The organism is Paraoerskovia marina DSM 21750 (genome assembly GCF_000701465.1).
Classification (GTDB): domain Bacteria; phylum Actinomycetota; class Actinomycetes; order Actinomycetales; family Cellulomonadaceae; genus Paraoerskovia; species Paraoerskovia marina.
The window spans coordinates 12,758-38,381 of record NZ_KL370784.1 but is presented as its reverse complement, the minus strand read 5'-3'; the positions used below and the strand labels follow the sequence as shown (position 1 = coordinate 38,381).

Annotated in this window: 23 protein-coding genes; 15 read left to right on the top strand and 8 right to left on the bottom strand. The window is 71.5% G+C overall.

Features of this window, described 5'->3' with window-relative positions; translation table 11 throughout:
- Positions 1 to 157 precede the first annotated feature (157 nt).
- Complete coding sequence (locus Q343_RS0113470) at positions 158 to 1,258, top strand: VIT1/CCC1 transporter family protein (RefSeq protein ID WP_248616840.1); 1,101 nt, start codon at positions 158 to 160, stop codon at positions 1,256 to 1,258.
- Here the strand turns inward: Q343_RS0113470 and Q343_RS0113465 are convergent.
- Positions 1,255 to 1,776, bottom strand: coding sequence for a gluconokinase (locus Q343_RS0113465; protein WP_043110124.1), 522 nt, complete (start codon positions 1,774 to 1,776; stop codon positions 1,255 to 1,257). The genes Q343_RS0113470 and Q343_RS0113465 overlap by 4 nt on opposite strands.
- A 115-nt stretch (positions 1,777 to 1,891) precedes the next feature.
- Here Q343_RS0113465 and Q343_RS0113460 point away from each other — a divergent pair, with 115 nt between their 5' ends.
- The 4 genes from Q343_RS0113460 (at position 1,892) to Q343_RS0113445 (ending at position 5,539) form a co-directional block, all read left to right on the top strand.
- Positions 1,892 to 2,461 carry an RNA polymerase sigma factor gene (locus Q343_RS0113460; protein ID WP_162175495.1) on the top strand — a complete coding sequence of 190 codons (570 nt, stop codon included), beginning with the start codon at positions 1,892 to 1,894 and terminating at the stop codon, positions 2,459 to 2,461.
- Positions 2,458 to 3,189, top strand: a complete 732-nt coding sequence (locus Q343_RS0113455) for a hypothetical protein (protein WP_029254080.1) — start codon at positions 2,458 to 2,460, stop codon at positions 3,187 to 3,189. Before Q343_RS0113460 ends, Q343_RS0113455 begins: the two co-directional genes overlap by 4 nt.
- A gap of 1 nt (position 3,190) precedes the next feature.
- Positions 3,191 to 3,913, top strand: coding sequence for a hypothetical protein (locus Q343_RS0113450; RefSeq protein WP_029254079.1), 723 nt, complete (start codon positions 3,191 to 3,193; stop codon positions 3,911 to 3,913).
- A 153-nt stretch (positions 3,914 to 4,066) separates the two neighbouring features.
- A complete protein-coding gene (locus Q343_RS0113445; protein ID WP_052367256.1) occupies positions 4,067 to 5,539 on the top strand; it encodes a sugar porter family MFS transporter in 1,473 nt (490 codons plus the stop codon).
- Positions 5,540 to 5,614: 75 nt separating this feature from the next.
- Here the strand turns inward: Q343_RS0113445 and Q343_RS0113440 are convergent, their stop codons facing one another.
- Positions 5,615 to 7,414, bottom strand: a complete 1,800-nt coding sequence (locus tag Q343_RS0113440) for a pyruvate dehydrogenase (protein WP_052367255.1) — start codon at positions 7,412 to 7,414, stop codon at positions 5,615 to 5,617.
- Positions 7,415 to 7,498: 84 nt separating this feature from the next.
- Positions 7,499 to 8,770 (bottom strand): MFS transporter, encoded by a 1,272-nt coding sequence (locus tag Q343_RS0113435; protein ID WP_029254076.1) that lies wholly within the window; start codon positions 8,768 to 8,770, stop codon positions 7,499 to 7,501.
- Between the two features lie 92 nt (positions 8,771 to 8,862).
- Between Q343_RS0113435 and Q343_RS0113430 the strand changes: the two genes are divergently transcribed.
- Complete coding sequence (locus Q343_RS0113430) at positions 8,863 to 9,153, top strand: GNAT family N-acetyltransferase (RefSeq protein WP_029254075.1); 291 nt, start codon at positions 8,863 to 8,865, stop codon at positions 9,151 to 9,153.
- A 29-nt stretch (positions 9,154 to 9,182) separates the two neighbouring features.
- Here the strand turns inward: Q343_RS0113430 and Q343_RS0113425 are convergent, their stop codons facing one another.
- The gene (locus Q343_RS0113425) at positions 9,183 to 9,704 is read right to left on the bottom strand and encodes a hypothetical protein (RefSeq protein WP_029254074.1); all 522 of its coding nucleotides are present in this window, start codon (positions 9,702 to 9,704) and stop codon (positions 9,183 to 9,185) included.
- A gap of 2 nt (positions 9,705 to 9,706) precedes the next feature.
- Positions 9,707 to 11,401 carry a phosphoglucomutase (alpha-D-glucose-1,6-bisphosphate-dependent) gene (gene pgm / locus Q343_RS0113420; RefSeq protein ID WP_029254073.1) on the bottom strand — a complete coding sequence of 565 codons (1,695 nt, stop codon included), beginning with the start codon at positions 11,399 to 11,401 and terminating at the stop codon, positions 9,707 to 9,709.
- Positions 11,402 to 11,654: 253 nt separating this feature from the next.
- Here pgm and Q343_RS0113410 point away from each other — a divergent pair, with 253 nt between their 5' ends.
- Positions 11,655 to 12,479 (top strand): DUF5926 family protein, encoded by an 825-nt coding sequence (locus tag Q343_RS0113410; protein ID WP_029254072.1) that lies wholly within the window; start codon positions 11,655 to 11,657, stop codon positions 12,477 to 12,479.
- Positions 12,480 to 12,633: 154 nt separating this feature from the next.
- Positions 12,634 to 13,404: a glycosyltransferase family 2 protein gene (locus tag Q343_RS0113405; protein WP_052367265.1), complete on the top strand. Its 771-nt coding sequence runs from the start codon at positions 12,634 to 12,636 to the stop codon at positions 13,402 to 13,404.
- On the opposite strand, the gene Q343_RS0113400 is transcribed toward Q343_RS0113405, so the two are convergent.
- Positions 13,388 to 15,817 carry a hypothetical protein gene (locus Q343_RS0113400; RefSeq protein ID WP_155990766.1) on the bottom strand — a complete coding sequence of 810 codons (2,430 nt, stop codon included), beginning with the start codon at positions 15,815 to 15,817 and terminating at the stop codon, positions 13,388 to 13,390. The two genes, Q343_RS0113405 and Q343_RS0113400, sit on opposite strands and share 17 nt — an antisense overlap.
- Positions 15,818 to 15,842: 25 nt before the next feature.
- Positions 15,843 to 16,937: a diacylglycerol/lipid kinase family protein gene (locus Q343_RS0113395; RefSeq protein WP_029254069.1), complete on the bottom strand. Its 1,095-nt coding sequence runs from the start codon at positions 16,935 to 16,937 to the stop codon at positions 15,843 to 15,845.
- Positions 16,938 to 17,015: 78 nt separating this feature from the next.
- Here Q343_RS0113395 and serS point away from each other — a divergent pair, with 78 nt between their 5' ends.
- Both serS and Q343_RS0113385 read left to right on the top strand, forming a co-directional pair.
- Entirely contained in the window at positions 17,016 to 18,290 is a 1,275-nt protein-coding gene (serS, locus tag Q343_RS0113390) for a serine--tRNA ligase (protein ID WP_029254068.1), read from the top strand.
- Positions 18,287 to 19,099: an HAD family hydrolase gene (locus Q343_RS0113385; protein ID WP_331713070.1), complete on the top strand. Its 813-nt coding sequence runs from the start codon at positions 18,287 to 18,289 to the stop codon at positions 19,097 to 19,099. Before serS ends, Q343_RS0113385 begins: the two co-directional genes overlap by 4 nt.
- 80 nt (positions 19,100 to 19,179) lie before the next feature.
- Here Q343_RS0113385 and map read toward each other — a convergent pair whose 3' ends face one another.
- A complete protein-coding gene (gene map / locus Q343_RS0113380) occupies positions 19,180 to 19,959 on the bottom strand; it encodes a type I methionyl aminopeptidase (RefSeq protein WP_029254066.1) in 780 nt (259 codons plus the stop codon).
- A gap of 115 nt (positions 19,960 to 20,074) precedes the next feature.
- On the opposite strand from map, the gene Q343_RS0113375 reads away from it, so the two are divergent.
- The 5 genes from Q343_RS0113375 (at position 20,075) to Q343_RS0113355 (ending at position 25,623) form a co-directional block, all read left to right on the top strand.
- Positions 20,075 to 21,094, top strand: coding sequence for a LacI family DNA-binding transcriptional regulator (locus Q343_RS0113375; protein ID WP_029254065.1), 1,020 nt, complete (start codon positions 20,075 to 20,077; stop codon positions 21,092 to 21,094).
- 148 nt (positions 21,095 to 21,242) lie between these two features.
- Positions 21,243 to 22,652: an ABC transporter substrate-binding protein gene (locus Q343_RS0113370; protein ID WP_029254064.1), complete on the top strand. Its 1,410-nt coding sequence runs from the start codon at positions 21,243 to 21,245 to the stop codon at positions 22,650 to 22,652.
- Between the two features lie 74 nt (positions 22,653 to 22,726).
- A complete protein-coding gene (locus Q343_RS0113365) occupies positions 22,727 to 23,710 on the top strand; it encodes a carbohydrate ABC transporter permease (protein ID WP_029254063.1) in 984 nt (327 codons plus the stop codon).
- Positions 23,707 to 24,642: a carbohydrate ABC transporter permease gene (locus Q343_RS0113360; RefSeq protein WP_029254062.1), complete on the top strand. Its 936-nt coding sequence runs from the start codon at positions 23,707 to 23,709 to the stop codon at positions 24,640 to 24,642. The genes Q343_RS0113365 and Q343_RS0113360 overlap by 4 nt, the downstream gene beginning before the upstream one ends.
- Before the next feature lie 75 nt (positions 24,643 to 24,717).
- A complete protein-coding gene (locus Q343_RS0113355; RefSeq protein WP_052367253.1) occupies positions 24,718 to 25,623 on the top strand; it encodes an EamA family transporter in 906 nt (301 codons plus the stop codon).
- Position 25,624 lies beyond the last annotated feature (1 nt).

The window sequence follows — 25,624 nt, the reverse complement described above, 5'->3', positions numbered from 1 at the left end:
TGGTTCTCGCCGTCGAAGGGCGGAGCGCAGGTGGCGGACCCGTCGTACTCGACCACGGCTGCTCGGCGGCCGTCGTCAAGGACCCAGACGCGCCCGGCGCACCGAAGAGTGTGGACGACCGAACGCGCCTCGGGGCCGAAAGTCAGACACTGGAGGGGTGAGCGACGACCGATCCACCGACCCGCGCCTGTCCGGCAACGGCTCCCGCACGCCCGCCGACGTCAAGCGCTGGCGCAGGTACCTCGCCGACGAGCGTGCCGAGGCGGGGGTGTACACGGACCTCGCGTCCCGGCGCACGGGGGAGGAGCGCGACATCCTGCTGGCGCTCGCGGACGCGGAGCAGCGTCACGCCCAGCACTGGATCGACCTGCTGGGCGACGACGTGGGCCGGCCGCAGAGGGGCGACTGGCGCAGCCGCGGTCTCGCGTGGCTCGCGCGGCGGTTCGGCGGGGTCTTCGTCCTGGCCCTGGCCCAGCGGGCGGAGGGGCGGTCGGAGTACGCCGCCGACGTCGACGCGACGGACGCGATGGCGGCGGACGAGCAGATCCACGCCGAGGTCGTCCGCGGGCTCGCCACGCGAGGCCGCAACCGCCTCTCCGGCACGTTCCGCGCCGCCGTCTTCGGGGCCAACGACGGACTCGTCTCAAACCTCGCCCTGGTGCTCGGCATCGGCGCGGCGGGTGCCGGGGCCGCGACGGTCCTGATCTCCGGGCTCACGGGCCTGCTCGCCGGCGCGCTGTCGATGGCGGCGGGGGAGTTCGTCTCCGTGCGCTCCCAGCGGGAGCTGCTCGACGCCTCGACGCCCGATCCCGAGGCGAGCGCCGCCGTCGGACGCCTGGACGTCGACGCCAACGAGCTCGCGCTCGTCTACCGGGCGCGCGGTATGGCGCCCGAGGAGGCCGAGGCCCACGCCGCCGAGATGCTCGCGGCGACCGGTCGGCCGATCGTCCCGGCCGGTACGGATGACGACCACGAGACCCACGGCACCGCCTGGGGCGCTGCCTGGTCGAGCTTCTGCTTCTTCGCCTCCGGCGCGCTGATCCCGGTGCTGCCGTACCTGTTCGGCATGACGGGGATCGCTGCGGTGCTGACCGCGACGGGCCTGGTCAGCGTGGCGCTGATCCTCACCGGCGCGACGACGGGGCTGCTCTCGGGCACCTCGCCCGTGACGCGGGCGCTGCGTCAGCTCGCGATCGGGCTGGGGGCCGCCGCCGTCACGTACGGGCTGGGACTCGTGTTCGGCGTGACGGTCGGCTAGTCCGTCGGCGACGACCCGCTGTCCCGGGGCGCGAGCGCGGCGTCGGCCAGCTCGTGCGGTGCCGCCGCGACGTCGAGGCGGATGCCGTCCTCGTCCGGGTCGAGGGGCTCGAGCGTCTCGAGCTGGGAGGCCAGCATCCCGGCGCCCATGAAGTGCCCGGCGCGCGCGCCGATCCGCTCGGCGAGGAGGTCGGGGGAGCCGTCGAGGTGGACGAACCGCACGCGTCCGCGCGCCTCGCGGAGGGTGTCCCGGTATGGGCGGCGCAGTGCCGAGCACGTGACGACCGTGGACCGCCCGGCGTCCGCCTGTGTCGTCAACCAGTCGCGCATCGCGGCGAGCCAGGGTGCCCGGTCTGCGTCGTCCAGCGGTGTCCCGGCCTGCATCTTCGCGACGTTCTCCGCCGGGTGGAAGTCGTCCGCCTCGGCGTACGGCCGGCCGGTCCGCTCCGTGAGGATCTCCGCGACGGTGGTCTTGCCCGAGCCTGCGACGCCCATGAGGACGAGGTGTTCGACGGTCATCCTCCCTGGATAGCACGGGTGCGCGGCCGTACCGGACCGATTGCCGCAGGTTGCCTAGAGTGTCCGCAGGATGGGTCCTGAGATTTCTCGACAGCGGGGTGTAACCACGATGCCGGTGCCGGCAACGCAGGGGGAGCAGGGGTACACCGACCGAGAGGGACAGGCGATGGGCGACCGCGAGGAGCGGTTCAGCGAGGCGTTCCGCGCCCACTACGGCGAGCTGACCCGGTTCGTCGCCCGTCGTGCTCCGTCCCGGATCGTCGACGACGTCGTCGCCGACACCTTCGCGACCGCCTGGCGGCGCTTCGATCCCGAGCCCACGCACGTGCGGCCCTGGCTCTTCGCCATCGCCTACAACGTCATGCGCACCCAGCTGCGGGGGCTCGGACGCTGGGAGTCCCTCCAGATCCGCATGGACGCCGAGCCACCCCTGCCGCCGTCCGACCTCGCCGACGAGGTCGCGCTCCGCACCGACGTCGTGGAGGCGTTCGGTCGCCTGCGCGCCGCCGACCAGGAGGTGCTCTCCCTGGCCGTCTGGGAAGAGCTCGAGACCGCCGAGGCTGCCCAGGTTCTCGGCTGCTCCTCCAGGGCGTACCTCGTCCGGCTGCACCGGGCGCGACGCCGACTCAGCACGATGCTCGCCGCGACGACGCGGCGGGCCGACGTTCAGGGGGCACGATCATGAACGACTCACCCGTCCTGCAGGCACTCGCCGCCACTGACCCCGCGCGTGACGTGGTCGCCGACCCGGACTCGCTGCCCGCGCGTGCGCTGCTCGCACGGACCGTCGCCCAGCCCGTCCCCGAGCCCCGCCCGGTCCCACGACGTCGTCCGGCCGCCGTGGCCGCGGCCGGTGCGGCCGCCGTCGCACTCGTGTTCGTCGGCGTCGCCGTGCTCGGCCCGTCGGGCACCGTCGCCTACGCGACCTGGGAGGCGACCCCCGTGGCAGCGACCGCGTCGGCGCTCGCGACGGCCGAGACGCAGTGCGCGCCCGCCGCGGCCGAGGGCGGGACGGAGCGGGTCCTCGAGCAGCGTGGCTCCTACGTCCTGGCGGTCTATGCCGACGACGGTCGGATCGCCCAGTGCCTGACCGGCAGCGACGTGCCGACCGCGGGGACCGCCACCACGGGGGCGCTCCCGGCTCCCGCCGGGCCGGACGACGTCGTGGTCTACGACGCCGGGGCGCAGGCCTGGGGCGCCGGTGACGGGGAGGTCGTCTCCGTCGTCGGTGCCGTCGGCGACGCCGTGACCGAGGTCAGCATCGAGAACGAGGCGGGCCTCGTCGTCGAGGCGACCGTGCAGGACGGGTGGTTCACGGCCTGGTGGCCGGGAACCAGTCCCGCTGACAGCATCACCGTGGTGACCGACAGCACCGTCGTCACCGTTCCCGCAGAGCAGACCACGATGGAGTGACATGCGAAAGACACTGACCGCACTGACCGCAGCCGTAGCGCTCGTGCTGACGCCCACGGTCGCGGGGGCGGTCTCCGGGCCCGAGCCCGCCGACGTAGACGGGAGCTCGCCGTCGCAGGGCGAGCCGATCCCGGGCGTGCCGACCGCGGAGTCCTCCGACGCCGAGTGGCGGGCCTGGGCGCAGGCCGTCACCGACGACGCGCGCCTGCGGGCCGACGACCCGTCACCGGGGTGCACGGTGGTCGAGTCGTCGGTCGAGCTCGTCGTGGACGCCGACGCCAACGCGCAGATCGGGGCGCCGGCCGACCTGGCGATGCCCGTCGTCCGGGCCGTGGAGGACTGCGGCGAGGAGGCCGCGGAGTCCGCCGCCAAACCCGCCCGCGGGATCGACGCGGCACCGCAGGCCCGTCTCGCCTCCGGCAACCGCTGTGCGTACGTCTCCGGCGGGAAGATCTGCATCTCCGACTCGGGCAGCACGATCCGGGGCACGTACACGGCGTCGAGCTCCACCCGCGGGTTCGTCCGGCTCTACCAGATCTCGCCCTCGGCGAGCGGGTGCCCGACCGGGAGCACCCGGGCGACCTCCTCCGAGCGCTCGCTGAGCGCCGGGCAGACGCTGAGCACGTGGTTCTACCAGACCCAGAACAGCGGCTACAACGCGACCTTCTGGCGCGACGTCACGTGGGGCCACACCAAGGCCGGCTCCGTCTGCGCGCTACTCTGACGCGACGCCCAGGACCGCCCGGACCTGGGGAGATCTGGTGAGAACCACCATGGCGAGGCTCACAAGTTCTCCCCAGGCGAGCGGAATAGCCCCCCGTTAGTGTTCGACGGAGCAGGGGCCGACAAGGCCCACGCACGAACGAGGAGGCGTACGGTGAGCGATTCACCCGGGGGTGTACAGACCACGCGACTGAACAGGCGCGTCGTCGGGATCAGTATCGGAGCCGCGCTCGGCGGGTTCCTCTTTGGGTTCGACTCGTCCGTGATCAACGGTGCCGTCGACGCCCTGCGCGAAGACTTCGGGATGAGCAACGACACCTTCGCGGGCTTCGTCGTCGCCTCGGCCCTCCTCGGTTGCGCCGTCGGCGCCTGGTTCGCAGGCTCGCTGGCCGACAAGTACGGACGCATCCGCGTCATGGTGCTGGCCGCCATCCTCTTCATCGTCTCCGCGCTCGGCTCGGGCCTGGCCGTCGGTGCCTACGACCTGATGCTCTGGCGCATCATCGGCGGTCTGGCCATCGGTGCCGCGTCCGTGATCGCCCCCGCGTACATCGCCGAGGTCTCGCCGTCGAAGTTCCGCGGGCGTCTCGGCTCGCTGCAGCAGATGGCGATCGTGCTCGGCATCTTCGCCGCGCTCCTCTCCGACCAGCTCCTGCAGGGCGTCGCCGGCGGTGCCGGTGAGCAGCTGTGGCTGGGCCAGGAGGCGTGGCGCTGGATGTTCCTCGTCGAGATCGTGCCCGCCACGATCTACGGACTCGCCGCACTCCGCCTCCCGGAGTCGCCGCGCTACCTCGTCAACAAGGGACGCGACAAGGAAGCCGCCGAGGTGCTGCGGACCTTCTCGGGCGAGCAGGACGTCGACCACAAGATCGACGAGATCCGCGAGACCCTGCACATCGAGGACAAGCAGTCTCTCGGCGACCTGCGCGGGTCCGCGTTCGGGCTCAAGCCGATCGTCTGGACCGGCATCCTGCTCTCCGTGTTCCAGCAGTTCGTCGGCATCAACGTGATCTTCTACTACTCGACGACGCTCTGGCAGTCCGTCGGGTTCGACTCCGACCAGGCGTTCCTCACCTCGACGATCACGTCGGTGACCAACATCGTCGTCACGATCATCGCGATCATGCTCGTCGACCGCGTCGGACGCCGACTCATGCTCCTCGTCGGATCCACCGGCATGGCGATCTCGCTCGGCCTCATGGCGATCGCGTTCTCGCAGGCCACCGGGACCGGCGACGACGTCGCGTTCAGCGGCAACTGGGACACCGTCGCCGTGGTCGGGGCCAACGCGTTCGTCGTCTTCTTCGGTGCAACCTGGGGCCCCATCGTCTGGGTGCTGCTCGGCGAGATGTTCCCCAACCGGATCCGTGCGACGGCGCTCGCGGTCGCCGCCGCGGCGCAGTGGCTCGCGAACTTCGCCATCACGATGACGTTCCCCGCGATGGCGTCCTTCTCGCTGACGTTCGCCTACGGGTTCTACGCGGCGATGGCGGTCCTCTCGCTGGTCTTCGTGTACTTCCGGGTCCCCGAGACCAAGGGGATGGAGCTCGAGGCGATGCGCGACGACGTCCAGGTCAAGCGTGGCAAGTTCGTCGAGTCCACGATGGGGGACGCCGCCGACTCCTGACCCGGCTCTCCTGACGCACGAACGCCGCCGACCCTCGAGAGGGTCGGCGGCGTTCTGCTGTGCCGTGCCGGAGGACTACGGGCGCGGGACGTTGCGCAGGTTCGACCGTGCCATCGACACGGCCTCGCCCATGCCTCCGCCGAGCACCTCCTTGGTCAGCGCGGCGGCGAACCCGCGGACCTGGCCGGCGCTGATCGTCGGGGGGATCGAGAGCGCCCGCGGGTCCGTGACGACGTCCACGAGCGACGGCCCGGGCGTCGCCAGCGCCTTCGAGAGCGCCGACTTCACGGCCTTGGGGTCCGTGACGCGCTGCGACGGGATGCCCACGCCGTTCGCGATCGCGGCGTAGTCGATCTCCGGGGAGTCGGTGCCGAACGACGGCAGGCCGTCGACCAGCATCTCCAGACGCACCATGCCCAGCGTGGCGTTGTCGAACAGCACGACGGTGATCGGCAGGTCGTACGCCTTGATGGTGATGAGCTCGCCGAGCAGCATCGACAGTCCGCCGTCGCCGGCCATCGCGATGATGTCGCGCTCGTCGCCGGCAGCCCGTGCCGCGAAGGCCGCGCCGATCGCGTGCGGGACGGCGTTCGCCATCGAGCCGTGCTTGAACGAGCCGATCACGCGCCGCCGGCCGTTGGGCGTCAGGTAGCGCGCCGCCCAGACGTTGCACATCCCCGTGTCGACGGTGAAGACGGCGTCGTCGCCCGCGAGCTGGTCGAGCTGGTCCGCGACGAACTCGGGGTGGATCGGCACCGCCTTCTCGACGTTCTTGGTGTACGCCCCCACGACGCCGGTCATCGCCTTGCGGTGCGCCTTCACCTTGCCGTCGAGGAACTTGCGCGAGCGGCTCTCCTGGACCTGCGGGAGCAGGAGCCGGAGGGTCTCCGCCACGTCCCCGACGACCGCGAGGTCGAGCCGGGTGCGGCGCCCGAGGTGGGCGGGGTCGGTGTCCACCTGGGCGGTGCGGACGTCGTCGGGCAAGAACTGGTCGTACGGGAAGTCCGTGCCGAGGAGCAGGAGGAGGTCGGCCCCCTCCATCGCGTCCTGGCAGGCGCCGTACCCCAGCAGGCCCGACATCCCGACGTCGTACGGGTTGTCGTACTGGATCCACTCCTTGCCGCGCAGCGAGTGCCCGACGGGAGCGGCGATCTTCTCCGCGAGCGCCAGCACCTCGTCGCGGGCCCCGCGCACGCCGGCTCCGGCGAAGATCGTGACCTTCTCCGCGGCGTCGATCGCCTCGGCGAGCTCGCGGACGGCGTCCGCGTTGGGGATGACGCGCGGCGGGGACGGGGGGAGCGCGACGTCGGAGACGGCTGCGTCCGCGTCAAGGTCGGCGACGTCGCCGGGAATCGTCAGGACGGAGACGCCGGGACCCGCGAACGCATGGTGGATCGCGGAGTTGATGACCCGCGGGGCCTGCTTGGCCGACGAGATCATCTCCGAGTACACCGAGCACTCGACGAAGAGCCGGTCCGGGTGCGTCTCCTGGAAGAACTCGGTGCCGATCTGGGCGCTCGGGATGTGCGAGGCGATCGCGAGCACCGGGACGTTGTTGCGGTTCGCGTCGTAGAGGCCGTTGATCAGGTGCAGGTTGCCGGGCCCGCACGAGCCCGCACAGACGGCGAGCTGCCCCGTGATCTCGGCCTCGGCCGCCGCGGCGAACGCGGCAGCCTCCTCGTGGCGGACGTGCACCCACTCGATGCCCGTGCCGTTGGCGTTGGAGCGGCGCACGGCGTCGACGACCGGGTTGAGGCTGTCGCCGACGATGCCGTAGATGTGCCTCACCCCGGCTTCCACGAGCTGCGCGACCAGCAGGTCGGCGACGGTGCGGTTGCGCTTGTCCTGGGGAGCGCGGCCGATTTTCAAGGGCATGGAACGACCTCCGAGAGAATGGGGTACCTCCCACTCTGCTCCTCGTCAGGCCTCCACGCAGCCGGATCGGCTGTGACGTTGGAGTCAGGCCGTCCGGATCTGCTCCGTCGACCGGTCCTTGCGCAGGCTCCGCAACGAGATCAGGGTGACGATCACGGAGACCGCGCCACCGGCCATGACGACGTGGAACCCGGCGGCAGCGCCACCGACGTCGACCCGCGCACCCGTGAGCGAGGCCCCGATCGAGACCCCGATGCCGAGCGACGTACCCACCCAGGCCAGACCCTCGGTGAGCTGGGACGGGCGCACGAGGTTCTGCACGAGCGCATTGCCGTTGATCAGCGTCGGCGCGATCGCGAACCCGGCGACGAACATGATCGCGGCGAGCGCCGGCAGGGTGTGGGCGAACGAGAACAGCGACGTCCCGACCGCGAGCAGCACCACCCCGATGACGAACCGACGCCACAGCGGCGAGACCCAGTGCTTCGCGCCGTACGCGAGGCCGGACGTCAGCGAGCCGAGCGCGAAGATCGCCAGCACGATCCCCGCCATCCCGGGGACACCCTGCTCCTCCGCGAACGCGATCGTCGCGACGTCGACGCCCCCGAGCACGGTCCCCATCGCGATGAAGACCAGGACGAGCGGGACCATCCCGGACTGCCGCATGGCCGACGTCGTGCGCACGCCCTCGACGGGTGGCACGGGGGGTGGCTCGGTACTGCGCTGCGACAGGAACCACCAGCCGCCGACGAACGCGGCGACCAGGGGGACGACGAGTCCCGCCGGGGGAGCGACCGTCGTCGCGAGGATCGTCACGACCGCGGGCCCGACGACGAAGACGAACTCGTCGAGCGCGGACTCGAGGGAGTAGGCGGTGTGCAGCGTCTTCGGGTCGGTCAGGACGTAGGACCACCGGGCACGGACGAACGACCCGAACGACCCCGACGCACCGCCCGCGACGGCGGCGGTCAGGTACAGCAGCGGCTCGGGGCCGCGCATGATCCCGGTGACGATCAGACCACCGAGCCCGAGCGCCGCCAGGAAGATCAGCGGCAGCATCACGCGGCGCTGGCCGTGCCGGTCGACGATCCGCGCGACCTGCGGCGAGACGAGGGCCTGGGCCAGGATCAGCGTCGCCGAGACGCGCCCCGCGAGGGCGTACGAGTCGTACAGCGACTCGACCATGAGGACGGTGCCGATGCCGAGCATCGACATCGGCAGGCGCGCGAGGACCGCGGCCGCGGAGAACTTGGCGGCACCCGGGGTGCGCAGGACGGCCGCGTACGGGTTGGTGCGGCGCGGAGGGAGGGACGGTGCACCGGGGGTGTCGGGCGCGTCGGACGGATTCTGGACCACCGTCCCAGTATCGCCGGTGTTCGTGACCCTGCCCTGCGAGCGCCGGCCGTGGTGCCGGGGAAGGAATCCGCGCCCCCGGGCGTTGGCCCGGCATGAGCACACTCGAGTACACCGTCGTCGACGCCCCCGAGTCCGGCCAGTACGAGGCACGCACCCCCGCCGGTGAGGTCGTCGGATACTCCGCCTACCGCCGCGACGGCGACACGATCGTCTTCCCGCACACCGTCGTGCCGCCCGAGCACGGCGGCCAGGGGATCGCGTCGGCGCTCGCGAAGACGTCGCTCGACGACGCCCGCGCCGCGGGCCTGACGGTCGTCCCGGCTTGCTCGTTCTACGCCACGTACATCGACCGACACCCGGAGTACGCCGACCTCGTGCGGTGACCCGGTGCGGTGACGCGGTGCGGTGACGACTACGACGTCGCGGTGACGTCCGACGTCGTCCCGTCCACCGTCGTCACGGCCCAGACGGTCTCGTCCCCACGCTCCTCCAGCACGACCGAGTCGACCGGCTCGCCGTCGGCGGACGAGACGATCTCCTCGGCACGCTCGTCAAGCAGGGGAGCCGTGTCCAGCACTGTGCGGACGCGCCCGTTCACCTCGGCGACCTCGTCGCTGACCTCGACCTCCGCGGCCGTCGCGTCGTCGTCCGGAAGGCCCGTGACCTGCCAGGTCTGACCCGCATGGCTGGACACGATCACGTCCCACGCGTCGCCGTTGCGCTGCGCGGAGATCGCGGCACCGCGTCCGACGGCGTCGACCGCGTCGACGGAGGCCTCGGCGAGCGTGCCGGCCTCGGAGGCCGTCTCACCGGCCGACGTCGCGCTCGTCCCGGCGTCCGGGTCGTCCGGCGTCGAGCACCCGGCGAGAAGCACGCACCCCGCCGCGAGCGCGACGAGCGCACGTCGGCGCGTCGTGACGTGTCCGGCCCGCATACTCAGCCGCCGAGCGCGGCGGAGACGACGTCCTTCGCCTCGGCCTGCACCTGCTCGAGGTGCTCGGCCGAGCGGAACGACTCGGCGTAGATCTTGTAGACGTTCTCCGTCCCCGACGGGCGTGCCGCGAACCACGAACTCTCCGTGGTGACCTTGAGGCCGCCGATCGGTGCGTCGTTGCCCGGCGCCGACGTCAGCTTCGCGGTGATCTCCTCACCGGCGAGCGACGTTGCCGAGACCTGCTCGGGCGAGAGCTTGGCGAGCGTGGCCTTTTCGTCCAGCGTGGCGGGTGCGTCGACGCGGGCGTACCAGGACTCTCCGTGCTCCGCGACGAGCTCGGCGTGGTGCTGGGACGGCGTCCTGCCGGTCGAGGCGAGGATCTCGGAGCCGAGCAGTGCCAGAAGGATGCCGTCCTTGTCAGTGGTCCACACGCGACCGTCCGAGCGCAGGAACGAGGCTCCCGCGGACTCCTCGCCACCGAACCCGACGGACCCGTCGAGCAGCCCGGGGACGAACCACTTGAAGCCGACCGGAACCTCGATGACGCGTCGCCCCAGCGAGGCACCCACGCGGTCGATGAGCGAGGACGAGACGAGCGTCTTGCCGATCGCGGCGCCGTCGCCCCATCCCGGGCGGGCTCCGCCGTAGAGGTAGTGGATCGCGACCGCGAGGAAGTGGTTCGGGTTCATCAGGCCCGCGTCGGGCGTGACGATGCCGTGGCGGTCCGCGTCCGCGTCGTTGCCCGTCGCGATGTCGAACGGCGCCCCGCCTCCGTCGGTCGAGCCTGTCGAGACCATCTTGGAGACGAGCGACGCCATCGCCGACGGCGACGAGCAGTCCATCCGGATCTTGCCGTCCCAGTCGAGCGTCATGAACGACCAGCGCGGGTCGACCTCCGGGTTCACCACGGTCAGGTCGATGTCGTAGCGCTCCGCGATCTCGCCCCAGTACTCGACGGCTGCGCCGCCGAGCGGGTCTGCCCCGATCTGTACCCCGGAGCTGCGGATCACGTCCATGTCGACGACGTTCGACAGGTCGTCGACGTAGGACGTCAGGAAGTCGTGCTTGCGCGTCGTCTCGGCGGCAATCGCCTGCTCGAACGGCATGCGCCGGACCTGTCCGACGCCGCTGCGCAGGATCTCGTTGGCACGGTCCGCGATCCAGCTGGTCGCCTCCGACCCTGCTGGCCCGCCGTGCGGGGGGTTGTACTTGAAGCCGCCGTCGCGGGGTGGGTTGTGGGACGGGGTGACCACGATCCCGTCGGCGAGCCCGGGGCCGTGGGTGCGCACGCCGTCCGACGTCGCAGCGCCGTTGTGCGTGAGGATCGCCAACGAGACGGCCGGGGTGGGCGTCCACGAGTCGCGCGCGTCGACGTAGGTCTCCACCCCTGCCGCGCCGAGGACCTCGATGGCCGTCCGCCATGCCGGCTCGGACAGGGCGTGCGTGTCGCGGCCGATGTAGAGCGGACCGTCGGTCCCCTGCGAGCGGCGGTACTCCACGATCGCCTGGGTCGTCGCGATGATGTGCGCCTCGTTGAAGGCGTGGTCCAGGCTCGACCCCCGGTGGCCCGAGGTGCCGAAGACCACGCGCTGTGCAGGATCGTCGAGGTCGGGCACGAGGTCGTAGTAGGCACCGACGACGGCGTCGACGTCGATCAGGTCGGACGGCTGGGCGGGGGTACCGGCGCGGGGATCCATGTCCCCGATACTGCCACCGAACGGGGCGACGCGGCAGGTCAGACCGTCCGCCGGTTGAGCTCGTCGAAACCGGGGTCTCGACGAGCTCGACCGCCGGTGCTGGTTGAGCCTGTCGAAACCGGGGTCTCGACGAGCTCGACCGACGGGGTCTCGACGAGCTCGACCGACGGGGTCTCGACGAGCTCGACCGCCGGGGCTGCACCGGCTCGACCGCCGGTGCTGGAGTCAGCGTCGCCCGGATAGACTCGGGGGCATGGTCAAGCACTCCGCATCGAACTTCGTCCTCCGCCCCTTCGAGGGCCTGCCCGGCGAGACCGACTGGGTCGCGATGCGTGAGGTCGTGCCCGCCGCGACGGCGACGGCGCGGACGACGGCCGAGCACGGTGCCAAGGACATCCAGGTCTGCACCGTCCTGCCCGACGGCGTGACGGCGATCCACCGCACGGACGGCGTGATCCAGATCGCGCTGCAGACGCTGGCGGGTTCGGGCGACACGTCCCGGGACCTCGCGGCCACGATCCTTGCCGCGGCCGACACGGAGCCGGGGACCGCGCTGCCGAGCGGTGGTCTGCCGGGCGAGGGTCCGCGCCTTCAGGACATCCTCGACCTCTCGGTGCCGTTCGAGGTGACGATGCACGAGGACCTCGGTTTCTGGCTCGACCCCGAGGACGAGGTCACGGCTGAGACCCGCGAGGCGATCGCCGAGTCCGCCGAGGGCCTGATCCCGACGGTGAAGCTGGACTCGGTCGAGTCCGCGTACTGGTGCGAGATGAGCCGCGAGTTCCTGCGCTGGGCGTTCCCGTACGACGAGGAGACCCTGATCGACGCGATCGCCCGCCTGCAGGCGCGTCGCGACTCTGGCCTCGGCTCGGGCAAGTTCATCGGCGCGTTCCGCGCGTCGGGTCTGTCGGTCCCCGTCTGGGAGTTCCCGCGGGGGACGCAGGCGGCCGAGCTCGAGGAGCCTGCGGTCGCGTTCCGTGCGAAGCTGGACGAGGTCCTCGCGATCACGGAGCCGCTGGACGCCAACGAGCGCCGCGCCCGCGCCGGCATCGTCGCGCGACAGGTGACGCTGCGCTGACCCGTCCCGGGCCTTTCTCAGAACCTCCACGGACCATCCGCGTGGCATTCGTCGACGCTCTCTTGGCCTGACTAGGATGATTGGTGTGAACGCGCAAAGTTCGGACGGGCCCGTGCCCGGCAGCCCTGACGCCGCCGGGTACGCGACCTCGAGCGTGCCCGACCCCGTGGCGAAGTCCCCGCGACCGCCCGCGGGCCGGCACCGGCAGCGTGTCGCCGCGATCATCCCGGCGAAGGACGAGTCCCGCCGCATCGCGGAGACCGTCCGTGCAGCGCGCGCCATCCCGCACGTCGACCTCGTCCTCGTGGTCGACGACGGCAGCGACGACAACACGCAGGACGTCGCACGTGAGGCCGGGGCCGTCGTCGTCCGTCACTCCCACAACCGGGGCAAGGCCGCGGCGATGGAGACGGGCGCCGCCGTCGTGGGCATGCGCGACGTGGCCGACCGTGCCGCACGCCTGCTGCTCTTCATCGACGGCGACCTCAGCGGGTCGGCGGTCAACACCGCCCCGCTGATCGCCCCGGTCCTCGAGGGGGTCGCGGACATCGCGATCGCCCTGCTGCCTCCGCAGCCCGGTGCCGGCGGTCGGGGCATCGTCGTCGGCGCGGCTCGCCGTGGCATCCACCGGCTCACGGGGTGGACCCCCACCCAGCCGTTGTCGGGCATGCGCTGCATGACGCGCCAGGCCTTCGAGGCCGCGACACCGCTCGCGCGCGGCTGGGGCGTCGAGACCGGCATGACGATCGACCTGCTCCGCCAGGGCTACGTGGCCGTCGAGGTTCCGTGCGACCTGCGCCACCGCGCGTCGGGCACGGACCTCAAGGGGCAGATGCACCGCGCGGCGCAGTACCGCGACGTGCAGATGGCACTGGCAGCACGCCGGACGCGTGCCGCCGTCGGCGCCGTCACCGGCCGCGGCTGACCTCGCCGGGCTCGTCCGTCTCCGCCTGACCCGCGCGGGCCTCGTCCGCGGTGGCGCGGTTGCGCACCACGCGCAGCCAGTTCACGTAGACGGCCACGAGCAGCGGCACGGCGATCGCGATGCCCGTCGCCGGGATCACGACGCCCGAGTCGTTGACCGCGAACCCGATCCCGAGCGCGACCGTCAGGGAGATCAGGCCCGGCCGCAGCATCGGCGCGTCCTGGCCGAGCTGCGTCAGCGGGGTTCCGTTGGACAGCCACTTGTACGCCCCGCCGTCGGGCTGGGTCGCGGCGAGCCGTAGCGGCTTGCCGAGGACGAGCACCACGAGCAGGATCCCGGCGATCGCGACGAGCGTGAGGGCGTTGCCGAAGAGGATCTGCAGGTTCTGCTCGAGCTTGCGGGCGACGACGTCCCACAGGCCGCCGTCGATCACCGTCTGGACGAAGCGTCCGAGGTGCGTGCGGTCGTCCGGCGGGCGCAGCCAGTCCACGACGGCGAACGACGACACGACGACGACGGCGGCGACGAGGATCCCGAGCACCCGCCGCCACGTGATCCGGACGCCCCCGGCGAAGAGGGTGAGCAGCGCGAACGCCGGGACGAGCGCCGGGGGGCCGCCGAAGTCGGCACCGATGCTGGGGAGACCGTCGAGGACGACGGCGACCAGCCCGATCACGGCGACGCACAGCGCCGCGAGACCCCGGCGTCCGCGCAGCACCAACGGGTTGGCGACCGCGACCGCGAAGAGGATCGTCGACGTCGCGAACAGTGCGAAGGCGGTGTTGTTGAACCCGTAGAACCGCCCGGCGACCATGGGCTGCACGCCCATCAGGGACGAGATCTGCAGGCGCGCGCCGGTTGCGACGTCGAGCGCGATCACCGCGGCCGTGAGGGCGGCGACCGCCCCGAGCGGCCCGAGCAGCCACCGCTGCCAGACGGGCGCGATCACGATGACCGTGATGACGGCGACCCACGCGACGACGAGCCCGGTCAGCGCCCAGCCGGCGCCGGACACCCGCCACCACGGGGTGAGGTTGGCGAGATAGGTGGAGACCGGGAGCGCCGCGACGGCGACCGCGGCGGCCTGCATCGCGCGCAGCACCCCGCTGGGGTGGGCGCGCATCCGGCGGGCGAGGCGACCGACGAACGTGTCGTCGCCCGGCTGCGCGTCGCTGGCGGGTGTCTCGCCGACCCGGGACAGCACCCGGCGGCTGAGCCCGACGGTCACGCCGGCGTACAGGAGCAGGTTCACGACGACGAAGATCGCGTAGAACGGACCGACGAGGGGACGGATCGCGACGGCGTGCACACCCTGGTCGACCAGATTGTCCATCCGCGCGGTGCCCGTGTCCGGGCCGTCGGTGGGGGTGACGGGGGAGCCGACCGCGACGCCGTCGGGCAGCGTCAGGTCGAGGAGCCCGCGCAGGGTCGGGAGCAGGTCCGTGGTCTGGGTGTACCCGACCTGGCGCGTGGACTGCGACGTCAGGAGGCTCTCGCCGTAGGAGCCGTCGGCGGCGGGGCCGGAGGCGGCGAGCACCTGCATGCGGGGCGAGCGGGAGGCGTCGGCGACGGAGGCGACGAGGATCGTGGGGTCGAGCCCGTCGGCGCGGGCGTCGGCGGCGGCGTCGAGCACTGCCCCGATCCGGGCGTCGAGCGCGGTGAGGTCGGCGGCGCGGTCGTCGAGGTCGGGCTCGTCCGGGCCGGCCTGCGGCTCGGGGTCGTCGTCCTCGTCGGCGGGGACGTCGTCCTCGCCCCGGGGGATCAGCGGGAAGCCGGGTTCACGGAACGAGCCCGCGTCGGCCACCACGAGGTCCGACGTCGCGAGGGCTTCACCCACGGCCTCGCCGAACGCCTCGTCCGCGGGCGGGGCGACGACGTGCTCGCCGACCGGGACGCCGTCGGCGTCCATGAGGGCGATGGCGGCACCCGGCCCGACGGAGGTCGCGGCCAGGCCCTTCGAGGCGACCGCCTCGCCGAGGGTCCCCAGCTGCGGGGCGAAGTTCGAGTCGGCGGCGAGCGTCGAGTAGTCGTCCCAGCCCGGCACCGCTGCGCCGTCGGCCGGCTCCTCGAGCGTGCGGCAGGACGAGAGGTCGGGGTTCTCGGTGTCGCCCGCACGGTTGCCCGCGGAGACCGCGAGCCACCCCTCGGAGGGGCAGGTGAAGCTGATGACGCTCCGGACGACGAGGTTCCCCACGGAGGCGTCCTGCCCGAGCGCCCAGAGGTGGGGTGTCGTCTCGGGGCCCACGTCCTCCCACTGCACACCCGTGGTGCCGAGGAGCAGGACCGGGCCGGGGACGCCGTCGTCCGACGTCGCGGCGTGGGCCGGGAGGGCGACGAGACCCAGGAGCGCCCCGAGGATCGCCAGGACCCCCACGCGCAGGCGGGTTGCTCGGGAGCTCGAAGTCGACGACACGCGCCCAGCCTACGGTTTGCCGCGCTCAGGCGGTGCGCACGACCAGCGAGGACGGCTGGACGCGTGCCTTGAGCTCGACGGCCTTGCCGATCAGGTCGCCGTCGACCTGGGCCTGCTGCCCCTCCTCGACGCGCACGGTGACGGTCCGGGCGCGGGCGTGCTCGATCTTGCCGATCTTGGCGGGCAGGTCGTTCGAGACGCCGAACCCCTGCATCACGACCTCGCCGAAGAGCTGGGCCCACCCCGCGATCCCGCCGCGGGTGTCGATGGCGGTGACGTCGAGGATGCCGTCGTCGATCACCGCGTCGGGGATCAGGTTGATGCCGCCGGGAAGCCGTCCGCAGTTGCCGATCATGAGACTGCGGAGCTTGGCCTCGACCGGCTCGTGGTCGTCGATCGTGATCTGCGTCCGCATGCGGCGCCCGTGCAGGTGGCGGACCCCGGAGAAGAAGTAGGCCATCCACCCCATCCGGGCCTTGAGCTGGTCGTCGGTGTCGGCCACCATCGCGGCGTCGAAGCCGAGGCCGCCGATCACGAGGAAGATGAACTCGGCGTCCGGGTCCTCCGGCTCCTCGCCCTCGGCCCACTCGGTGACCGTCATCCAGCCGACGTCGATCGTCCGGTCGACACCGGCGATCACGCGGCGCAACGCGCGTATGTGGTCACCCACCGGGACGTCGAGGTTCCGGGCCAGCAGGTTGCCGGTGCCCGAGGGGACGAGCGCCATCGGCGTGCCCGTGTCGACGAGCGCCTCGGCGACCGCGCGGACCGTGCCGTCGCCACCGACGGCGACGACCAGCTTGGCGCCCTTCTCGAGGGCCTCGCGGGTCTGGCCGATGCCCGGGTCGTCGGGCGTCGTCTCGATCCACAGCGGGTCGGGGAGCGCGGCCTCGCGACACATGGTCCGGGCGATCTCCTCGAAGTCGGCGACGTCCGGCTTCGACGGGTTGGCGACGAACGCGATCAGCTCGCCCTCCGCACCGGCCGTCGGCGGGAGCGCGGCGACCTCGGACAGCGCGCGTGCAGCGGTGCGTGAGGTGTACCAGCTCGCGATCGAGAATCCGAGCGCGACCAGGGCGACGGCGAGCGCGGCGAGGGCGAACCAGTGTTCGGGCAGCATGGGGCCACCGTAGTGCCCGGGGCCTCGAAGTCCGCGGTGCCGCGCTCGCCGTCCAGGTGTGTTCGCTAGGCTGCGGGGGTGATCGACCTGAAGATGCTGCGGAGCGACCCCGAGACCATCCGATCGAGCCAGCGCGATCGCCGAGCCGACCCGTCCCTGGTGGACGCCGCCCTCGAGGCCGACACGCGCCGTCGTGCGGCACTGGCCCAGTTCGAGGAGCTGCGCGCCGAGCAGAAGGGTCTGGGCAAGCAGGTCGCTCGCGCCCAGGGGGAGGAGAAGCAGGAGCTGCTCGCCCGCACCAAGCAGCTCGCCGCGGACGTCAAGGCCCGCCAGGCGGAGGCCACCGAGGCCGAGGCCGCGCTCACGACCGTGCTCCGGCAGATCCCGAACGTCGTCGAGGGCGCACCGGCCGGGCTCGAGGAGGACTACGTCGTCCTGCGCCACGAGGGCACGCCGCGCGACTTCGCCGCCGAGGGCGTCGAGGTCCGCGACCACCTCGCGATCGGCGAGGGGCTGCAGGCGATCGACACCGAGCGCGGGGCCAAGGTCTCCGGCGCGCGCTTCTACTTCCTCACGGGCATCGGCGCGCGCCTCGAGCTCGCGCTGCTCAACGCCGCGATGGACCAGGCCGTCGCCGCCGGCTTCACCCCCATGATCACCCCGACGCTCGTGCGGCCCGAGGTCATGCAGGGCACCGGGTTCCTCGGGGAGCACTCGGACGAGATCTACCGGCTGGAGAAGGACGACCTCTACCTGGTCGGCACCAGCGAGGTCGCGCTGGCCGGGTACCACGCCGACGAGATCATCGACCTCTCCGACGGGCCGCGTCGGTACGCCGGGTGGTCGGCCTGCTACCGCCGCGAGGCAGGGTCGGCCGGCAAGGACACGCGAGGCATCATCCGCGTCCACCAGTTCCACAAGGTCGAGATGTACTCCTACGCGCGCATCGAGGACGCCGAGGCCGAGCACCAGCGCCTGCTCGCCTGGGAGGAGGAGATGCTGGCCAAGGTCGAGCTGCCGTACCGCGTGATCGACACGGCGGCCGGCGACCTCGGCACGAGCGCCGCGCGCAAGTTCGACTGCGAGGCGTGGCTGCCGTCGCAGCAGCGCTACCTCGAGCTGACGTCGACCTCCAACACGACGCAGTTCCAGGCCCGCCGCCTGAACGTGCGCGAGCGGGGCGAGAGCGGTGACACGCGTCCGGTCGCGACGCTCAACGGGACCCTGGGCACCACCCGCTGGATCGTCGCGATCCTCGAGAACCACCAGCAGGCCGACGGCTCCGTGCGCGTCCCGGAGGGGCTGCGGCCCTACCTCGGCGGGCTCGAGGTGCTCGAACCGGTCGCACGGTGACGTCCGCCCCGGCGACCCCCGCCCGCCCGATGCTCGTCGCCCTCGACATCGACGGCACGCTCCTGACGTACGACGAGCACCTGGCCGACGAGACGCGCGACGCCGTCGCCGCGGTCCGGGACGCCGGGCACCACGTGGTGCTGTCCACCGGGCGGTCGCTGGTGGCGGTGCTCGACGTCGCGGCGGCCCTCGGGCTGACCGGGTACGCCGTCTGCTCGAACGGGTCCGTCACCGTGCGCCTCGACCCGGACCTGCCGGGCGGGTGGGAGCTGGACGACGTCGTCACGTTCGACCCGGGCCCCGCGCTGCGCCTGATCGCGGAGCAGCTGCCCGACGCGCTCTACGCCGTCGAGGAGATCGGCGCGGGCTTCCGGCTGAACAAGCCCTTCCCCGGGCACGAGCTCGGCGGGGACCAGACCGTCGTCCCCTTCGAGGAGCTGTGGTCGCAGGAGGTGACCCGCGTCGTCGTGCGCTCGGTGGACCACACGAGCGAGGAGTTCCACGAGCTGGCGTCGCACCTCGGCCTGGGGGACGTCACGTACGCGATCGGCTGGTCGGCGTGGATGGACCTGGCCCCGCAGGGTGTGTCCAAGGCGAGCGCGCTGGAGCGCCTGCGCCGGATCCTGCACGTGCAGCCGGACCGGACGGTCGCCGTCGGGGACGGGCACAACGACATCGAGATGCTCGACTGGGCCGCGCGCGGCGTCGCGATGGGCCACGCCGACGAGTCGGTGAGGGCTGCGGCCGACGAGGTCACCGGCACGGTCGAGGAGCTCGGGGCCGCACGCGTGCTCCGCAGCCTCGTCTGACGGTCCCGTTCCGCCGTCTCGCCCGACGGTCCCGTTCCGCAGCCGGCGGACGACGAGCCACGGGCGGCCGGACCCGTCGGTCAGCCGCGGTCGGTCAGGACGAGCGGCCCGTTCTCCGTGATGGCGATCGTGTGCTCGGAGTGCGCCCCGCGGGAGCCGTCCGCCGACCGAAGGGTCCAGCCGTCCGGGTCGGTGTAGATCTCGTCCGTCGTCTCGAGGAACCACGGCTCGATCGCGATGACGAGGCCCGGGCGGAGCGGGAAGCCGCGGCCCTTGCGACCGTTGTTGGGCACGTGCGGGTCGCCGTGCATCGTGCGACCCACACCGTGCCCGCCGAAGTCGGTGTTGATCCGGTAGCCGGCGCCGTGACCGACCTCGGCGATCGCCGCGGAGATGTCGCCGATCTTGCCTCCGGGCTGGGCGGCGGCGATGCCGGCCGCCAGGGCCTCCTCGGACGTCGTGATCAGACGCTCGTCCTTGGCGCCGCGCTCGCCCTTCGCGCCACCAACGACGAACGACAGCGCCGAGTCGGACACCCAGCCCTCCACGGCGACCGCGAAGTCGATGGTCAGGAGGTCGCCGTCCTGCAGCGCGTAGTCGTGGGGGAGCCCGTGCAGCACCGCGTCGTTGACCGACGTGCAGATGACCTTGCCGAACGGACTTGCGCCGAAGGACGGGTGGTAGTCGATGTAGCAGGACTCGGCGCCGCGCTCCCGGATGCGCTGGTGGGCGAGTGCGTCGATCTCGAGCAGGTTGGTGCCGACGCGCGTCGTCTCCCGGATCTCGGTCAGGACCTGCGCGACGAACGCTCCCGCCGGGCGCATCTCTTCGATCTCACGGGGGGTGCGGAGCTCGATCATCGGGGTCCTTCCGGTGGCGGTACGGGTGCGCGAGCACGTGGTTTCGTGGGCCGCGGGCGTCCAGTGGGCGCGACGCGGTCGCACCACCACCCTAGTCGGAGCACAATCAGGCGTCGTGACGGGCATCGAAGAGGTTGCACAGGCCGCGGGCGTATCGACGGCGACGGTCTCGCGCGCGCTGAGGGGTCTGCCGAACGTCTCGACGGCCACGCGCGAGCGGGTGATGCGGGAGGCCGAGCGGCTCGGGTACGTCGCCTCGCCGTCGGCCTCGTCGCTGGCGAGCGGGCGCACACGGACCGTCGGGCTGCTGACCCCGTGGGTGAACCGCTGGTTCTTCGCCAACGTCATCGACGGCGTCGAGCGCACGCTGCGGTCCCTGGGCTACGACGTCCTGCTCTACACGTTCGACGTCGCGGGCGGGGCACCGAGGCGCCGCGTCGACCCGGCGGTGCTGCGCCGGCGCGTGGACGGGATCCTCGTGGTCGGGCTTCCCCTCGACGACGACGAGGTCGCCTCGCTCGCGGCGCTCGACCACCCGCTCGTCTTCGTCGGATCGGGGCCCGCGGGGCACGTCACGGTGCGCCTGGACGACGACGAGACGGGGGCGCTCGCCACCCAGCACCTGATCGACCTCGGCCACCGCGTCGTCGGGCACATCACCGGCGTGCCCGACCGTGTCTCCTCCTGGTCCCCGCCCATCGGCCGGGAGGCGGGGTACCGCATGGCGCTCGCGGACGCCGGGCTGGAGGTCGACGACTCGCTCGTGGTCAACGGGGACTTCGACGTCGAGGGCGGTCGTTCGTCCGTGAAGGAGCTGGTGCGGAGGCGGCCCGACGTCACGGCGATCGTCGCGTCGTCGGACGAGATGGCGATGGGCGCCGTGCTCGGTGCCCGCGACCAGGGCTGGGACGTGCCGGGAGACCTGTCGATCGTCGGGATCGACGGGCACGAGCTCGGCGAGCTCGTCGGGCTGACGACCATCGCGCAGGACCCCTACCAGCAGGGCGCGGACGCCTCGCTGCTGCTGCTCGACATGCTCGGGGGGCAGCGCGCACCGGAGGTCGTCACGTACCCGACAGAGCTCGTCGCCCGGACGTCGGCAGGGCCGCCCCGTCCCGGTGAAGGTCCTGCGTAACTCAATCGTTAGCGAAGAACACGTCGAAAGCGGTTGCACGTCGCTCGTGCAAACGCTTACATACGTAGTGTGAACGTGTGACGGAGGTTGCACCGAGCATCTGAGGGTTCGCCTGAGATGCCGCCACGACGATGTGGAGGGAACTTCGATGACCAGAACGACGACGGCCCGCGGGAAGCGCGGCCTGACTGTGCTCGCGGCAGGCGGGGCAGGGCTCGCGCTCGTGCTCGCCGGGTGTTCGAGCAGCGACGACAGCAGTGACGACACCGCCGACGTGATGGCCGACGTCGACTGTGCCGACTACGAGGTCTACGGCGACCTCGAGGGCACCACGGTGTCCGTCTACTCGAGCATCGTCGACCTCGAGGCCGAGCAGCAGGAGCAGTCCTACGACCCGTTCGAGGAGTGCACCGGCGCGACCGTCGAGTACGAGGGCTCCAAGGAGTTCGAGGCTCAGCTGCCGGTCCGGATCCAGTCCGGCAGCGCGCCGGACATCGCCTTCGTCCCGCAGCCCGGCTTCCTCCGGACGCTCGTCGCGGACTACCCCGACGCGCTGACGCCCGTCGGTGACCAGGCCTCGCAGAACGTCGACGAGTTCTACTCCGAGTCGTGGCGCGACTACGGCACGGTCGACGGGGAGCTGTACGGCACCCCGCTCGGCGCCAACGTGAAGTCGTTCGTCTGGTACTCGCCCTCGATGTTTGCCGACGCCGGGTACGAGGTGCCCGAGAGCTGGGAGGACATGATCGCGCTGTCCGACCAGATCGTCGAGGACACCGCCGACGACCCGGACACCAAGCCCTGGTGCGCGGGCATCGGCTCGGGCGACGCGACCGGCTGGCCGGCGACCGACTGGCTCGAGGACGTCATGCTCCGCACGGCCGGGCCCGACGTCTACGACCAGTGGGTCAGCCACGAGATCCCGTTCAACGACCCGCAGGTCCAGGACGCTCTCGCCCAGGTCGGCACCGTCCTCAAGAACGAGGAGTACGTCAACGGCGGTCTCGGCGACGTGACCTCGATCGCGACGACCGAGTTCACCGAGGCCGGTTACCCGATCATCGACCAGCTCTGCTACATGCACCGCCAGGCGTCGTTCTACCAGGCCAACTGGTCCACGCTCGACCCTGACCTGCAGGTGGCCGAGGACGGCGACATCTGGGCCTTCTACCTCCCGGCGCCGTCCGACGCCGAGAAGAAGCCGCTGCTCGGCGGCGGCGAGTTCGTCGTCTCCTTCGACGACCGCCCCGAGGTCCAGGCCTTCCAGGCGTACCTCGCGAGCCCCGAGTGGTCCAACAACAAGGCCACGGCGACGCCCCAGGGCTGGATCAGCGCCAACAACGGGCTGGACACCAGCCTGCTGCAGTCGCCGATCGACCAGCTCTCGGTCGAGCTGCTCACCGACGAGGAGTACGAGTTCCGCTTCGACGGCTCGGACATGATGCCCGGCCAGGTCGGCGCAGGGTCGTTCTGGACGGAGATGACGGAGTGGATCGCGAGCGACAAGTCCGACGAGGACGTGCTCGACGCGATCGAGGCCTCCTGGCCGTCCTCCTGACCTGATCCGCCTGAACCCGGTCGGGGCCCGGCGTCGTACGACGCCGGGCCCCGACCCGCACAAGGGAGTGCTCCATGGACTGGCTGCTGGAAGCCGACGGGGTCGGACAGAAGCTCGGCGTCATGCTCGTCGCGATCCTGCTGTTCGTCGTCGTGATGGGTCTGATCCTCTTCTTCGTCGACCGCCCCAAGAACACGCCGCGATGGGTGGTCGTCACCGCCTTCACGGGCCCGGCGGTGCTGCTGATCGCCTTCGGTCTGCTGTACCCCGGGATCAAGACCATCCGTGACTCGTTCTACAACCGCACGAGCGACGTCTTCGTCGGCTTTGACAACTACGTCACCGCGTTCACGCAGGACGAGTTCCAGATCGTGCTGCGCAACACCGCGATCTGGGTGATCCTCGTGCCGATCGCCGCGACGCTGCTGGGGCTGATCTACGCCGTCGTCGTGGACCGCTCGCGGTTCGAGAAGTTCGCCAAGACCCTGATCTTCATGCCCATGGCGATCTCGATGGTCGGTGCCTCGATCATCTGGAAGTTCATGTACGAGTACAAGCCGGCCTCGCGTCCGCAGATCGGCCTCCTGAACCAGACGCTCGTGTGGCTCGGCCTCGAGCCGCAGAAGTTCCTGCTCGACGCGCCGATGAACACGTTCTGGTTGATCGTCGTGATGATCTGGATCCAGGCCGGGTTCGCGATGACGATCCTGGCGGCCGCGATCCGCGCCATCCCGGACGACGTCGTGGAGGCGGCCCGGCTCGACGGCGTCAACGGCCTCGAGCTCTTCCGCCACATCACCGTGCCGAGCATCCGCCCCGCGCTCGTCGTCGTCCTGACGACCATCGCGATCGGCACGCTGAAGGTCTTCGACATCGTGCGCACCATGACGGGCGGGCGGTTCGAGACGTCGGTGATCGCCAACGAGTTCTACACCCAGGCGCTCCGGCAGGGCGACACCGGCCTCGGCAGCGCACTCGCCGTGATCCTCTTTGTCCTCGTCGTCCCGATCATCATCTACAACGTGCGTCAGCTGCGGAAGACGGAGGAGATCCGATGAGCCAGGCAGTCCCCACGACGCCCGACATCGACGCCCCCGAGGGGAGTCGCGGCGACGACACCAAGGCCCCCCGTCGCACCCGCTCCGACAAGGCCGCCCGGCGGCTGACCTCCAAGCCGGCGTCGATCATCGCGATCTGTCTCGCCGTCCTCTGGACCATCCCGACCTTCGGCCTGTTCGTCACCTCGTTCCGGCCGCCGACGGAGATCCGGTCCAGCGGCTGGTGGACGTCGTTCTTCAGCACGGACTACACGCTCGACAACTACTCCGACGCCCTGTTCAGCGGTTCGACGTCGTTCGCCAGCTACTTCATCAACTCGATCGTGATCACGCTGCCCGCCGTCGTCATGCCCATCACGATCGCGCTGCTCGCGGCCTACGCGTTCGCGTGGATCGACTTCAAGGGCCGCACCTTCCTGTTCGTCGCGGTCTTCGCGCTCCAGGTGGTGCCCATCCAGGTCACCCTCGTGCCGCTGCTGACGCAGTACGTCGACTGGGGGATCGCCGGGTCGTTCTGGCCCATCTGGCTCTCGCACACGATCTTCGCGCTGCCGCTCGCGATCTTTCTGCTCCACAACTTCATGAAGGACATCCCGCGCGAGCTCGTCGAGGCGGCCCGCGTCGACGGCGCCGGGCACGTCAAGATCTTCTTCGTCGTGCTCATGCCGCTCCTGGTCCCGGCGATCGCGGCGTTCGGCATCTTCCAGTTCTTGTGGGTGTGGAACGACCTGCTCGTGGCACTGACCTTCGGGTCGGCCAAGGACGTGGCACCGATGACGGTTCGGCTCGCCGAGCTCTCCGGTTCTCGCGGCGCCAGCTGGCACCTGCTGCCCGCGGGCGCGTTCATCTCGATGATCGTCCCGGTGGCCGTGTTCCTCGGCCTGCAGCGGTACTTCGTCCGCGGCCTGCTCGCCGGCTCGGTCAAGGGCTGACGCGGTGCGGGGCGGGTCGCCGCCCCGCACCCGAGCCGTCTCGTCCCCGGTGGGTCGAGGGCCTAGGCTCGCCTGATGCAGTTTCGACCCGGACGGGCGCTCGACTCCGTCCCCGCGCCCGCCATCTTCGTCACCTCCGGGCTGACGCAGTACGCCGGTGCGGCCATCGCCGTCGGCCTCTTCGCCGTCCTCGGGGCTCCCGAGGTGGCCTGGTTGCGGATCGTCGTGGCGGCGGTCGTCCTCACTCTGTGGCGGCGACCGTGGCGCCGCGAGTGGACGGCCCGTGACCTCGGGTGGGCGTCGGTGTTCGGCATCGCGCTCGCCGCGATGAACGTCGCGTTCTACATCGGGATCCAGTACCTGCCGCTCGGCACCGGGGTCGCCATCGAGTTCCTCGGACCGGTGGCTGTCGCCGCGATCACGGGCCGTGGGTGGCGCGACCGGGTCGCGATCCTGCTCGCGGGGGCAGGCGTCGTGCTCCTGGCGGGTGTGACGCTGGAGGCGGTGCCGCGCGACGACGCGGTCATCGGTCTGACGGCGCTGCTCACCGCCGCGGCCTGCTGGGCCGGGTACATCCTCCTCGGCCGGAAGGTCGCCGTGCGCGGAGAGGGCGTCACCTCCCTCGCCGTCGCGATGACGGCCGGCGCGCTGGTCTTCGCGCCGTTCCTCGCGCCAGGCTCCGCACCCGTGCTGCACGACGCCGGGCTGTTCGCCGCCGTCGTCGGGGTCGGGGTGCTGTCCTCGGTGATCCCGTACGCCCTGGACCAGGTGGTGCTGCGGCGCGTCAGCACCGCCACGTTCTCGATCCTGCTGGCACTGCTCCCGGCGTCCGCGACCGTCGTCGGGGCGATCGGTCTCGGCCAGATCCCGACCTGGCCCGAGCTGCTCGGACTTCTGCTGGTCTCGAGCGCCATCGCCCTGACCGGTCGGCAGGGGCGGGGACGACGGGCTGTGGCCGCTACGCCCGAGCCGCCGGCCTGAC

Bases quoted from the DNA above. Each gene is read 5' to 3' on its own strand.
- Q343_RS0113440 (WP_052367255.1), bottom strand. From the start codon at position 7,414: ATGCCCTTGAAAATCGGCCGCGCTCCCCAGGACAAGCGCAACCGCACC.
- Q343_RS0113450 (WP_029254079.1), top strand. From the start codon at position 3,191: ATGCGAAAGACACTGACCGCACTGACCGCAGCCGTAGCGCTCGTGCTG.
- Q343_RS0113465 (WP_043110124.1), bottom strand. From the start codon at position 1,776: ATGACCGTCGAACACCTCGTCCTCATGGGCGTCGCAGGCTCGGGCAAG.
- pgm (WP_029254073.1), bottom strand. From the start codon at position 11,401: ATGGATCCCCGCGCCGGTACCCCCGCCCAGCCGTCCGACCTGATCGAC.
- Q343_RS0113455 (WP_029254080.1), top strand. From the start codon at position 2,458: ATGAACGACTCACCCGTCCTGCAGGCACTCGCCGCCACTGACCCCGCG.
- Q343_RS0113430 (WP_029254075.1), top strand. From the start codon at position 8,863: ATGAGCACACTCGAGTACACCGTCGTCGACGCCCCCGAGTCCGGCCAG.
- Q343_RS0113425 (WP_029254074.1), bottom strand. From the start codon at position 9,704: ATGCGGGCCGGACACGTCACGACGCGCCGACGTGCGCTCGTCGCGCTC.
- Q343_RS0113365 (WP_029254063.1), top strand. From the start codon at position 22,727: ATGGACTGGCTGCTGGAAGCCGACGGGGTCGGACAGAAGCTCGGCGTC.
- Q343_RS0113355 (WP_052367253.1), top strand. From the start codon at position 24,718: ATGCAGTTTCGACCCGGACGGGCGCTCGACTCCGTCCCCGCGCCCGCC.
- Q343_RS0113360 (WP_029254062.1), top strand. From the start codon at position 23,707: ATGAGCCAGGCAGTCCCCACGACGCCCGACATCGACGCCCCCGAGGGG.
- Q343_RS0113395 (WP_029254069.1), bottom strand. From the start codon at position 16,937: ATGCTGCCCGAACACTGGTTCGCCCTCGCCGCGCTCGCCGTCGCCCTG.
- map (WP_029254066.1), bottom strand. From the start codon at position 19,959: ATGATCGAGCTCCGCACCCCCCGTGAGATCGAAGAGATGCGCCCGGCG.
- Q343_RS0113410 (WP_029254072.1), top strand. From the start codon at position 11,655: ATGGTCAAGCACTCCGCATCGAACTTCGTCCTCCGCCCCTTCGAGGGC.
- Q343_RS0113370 (WP_029254064.1), top strand. From the start codon at position 21,243: ATGACCAGAACGACGACGGCCCGCGGGAAGCGCGGCCTGACTGTGCTC.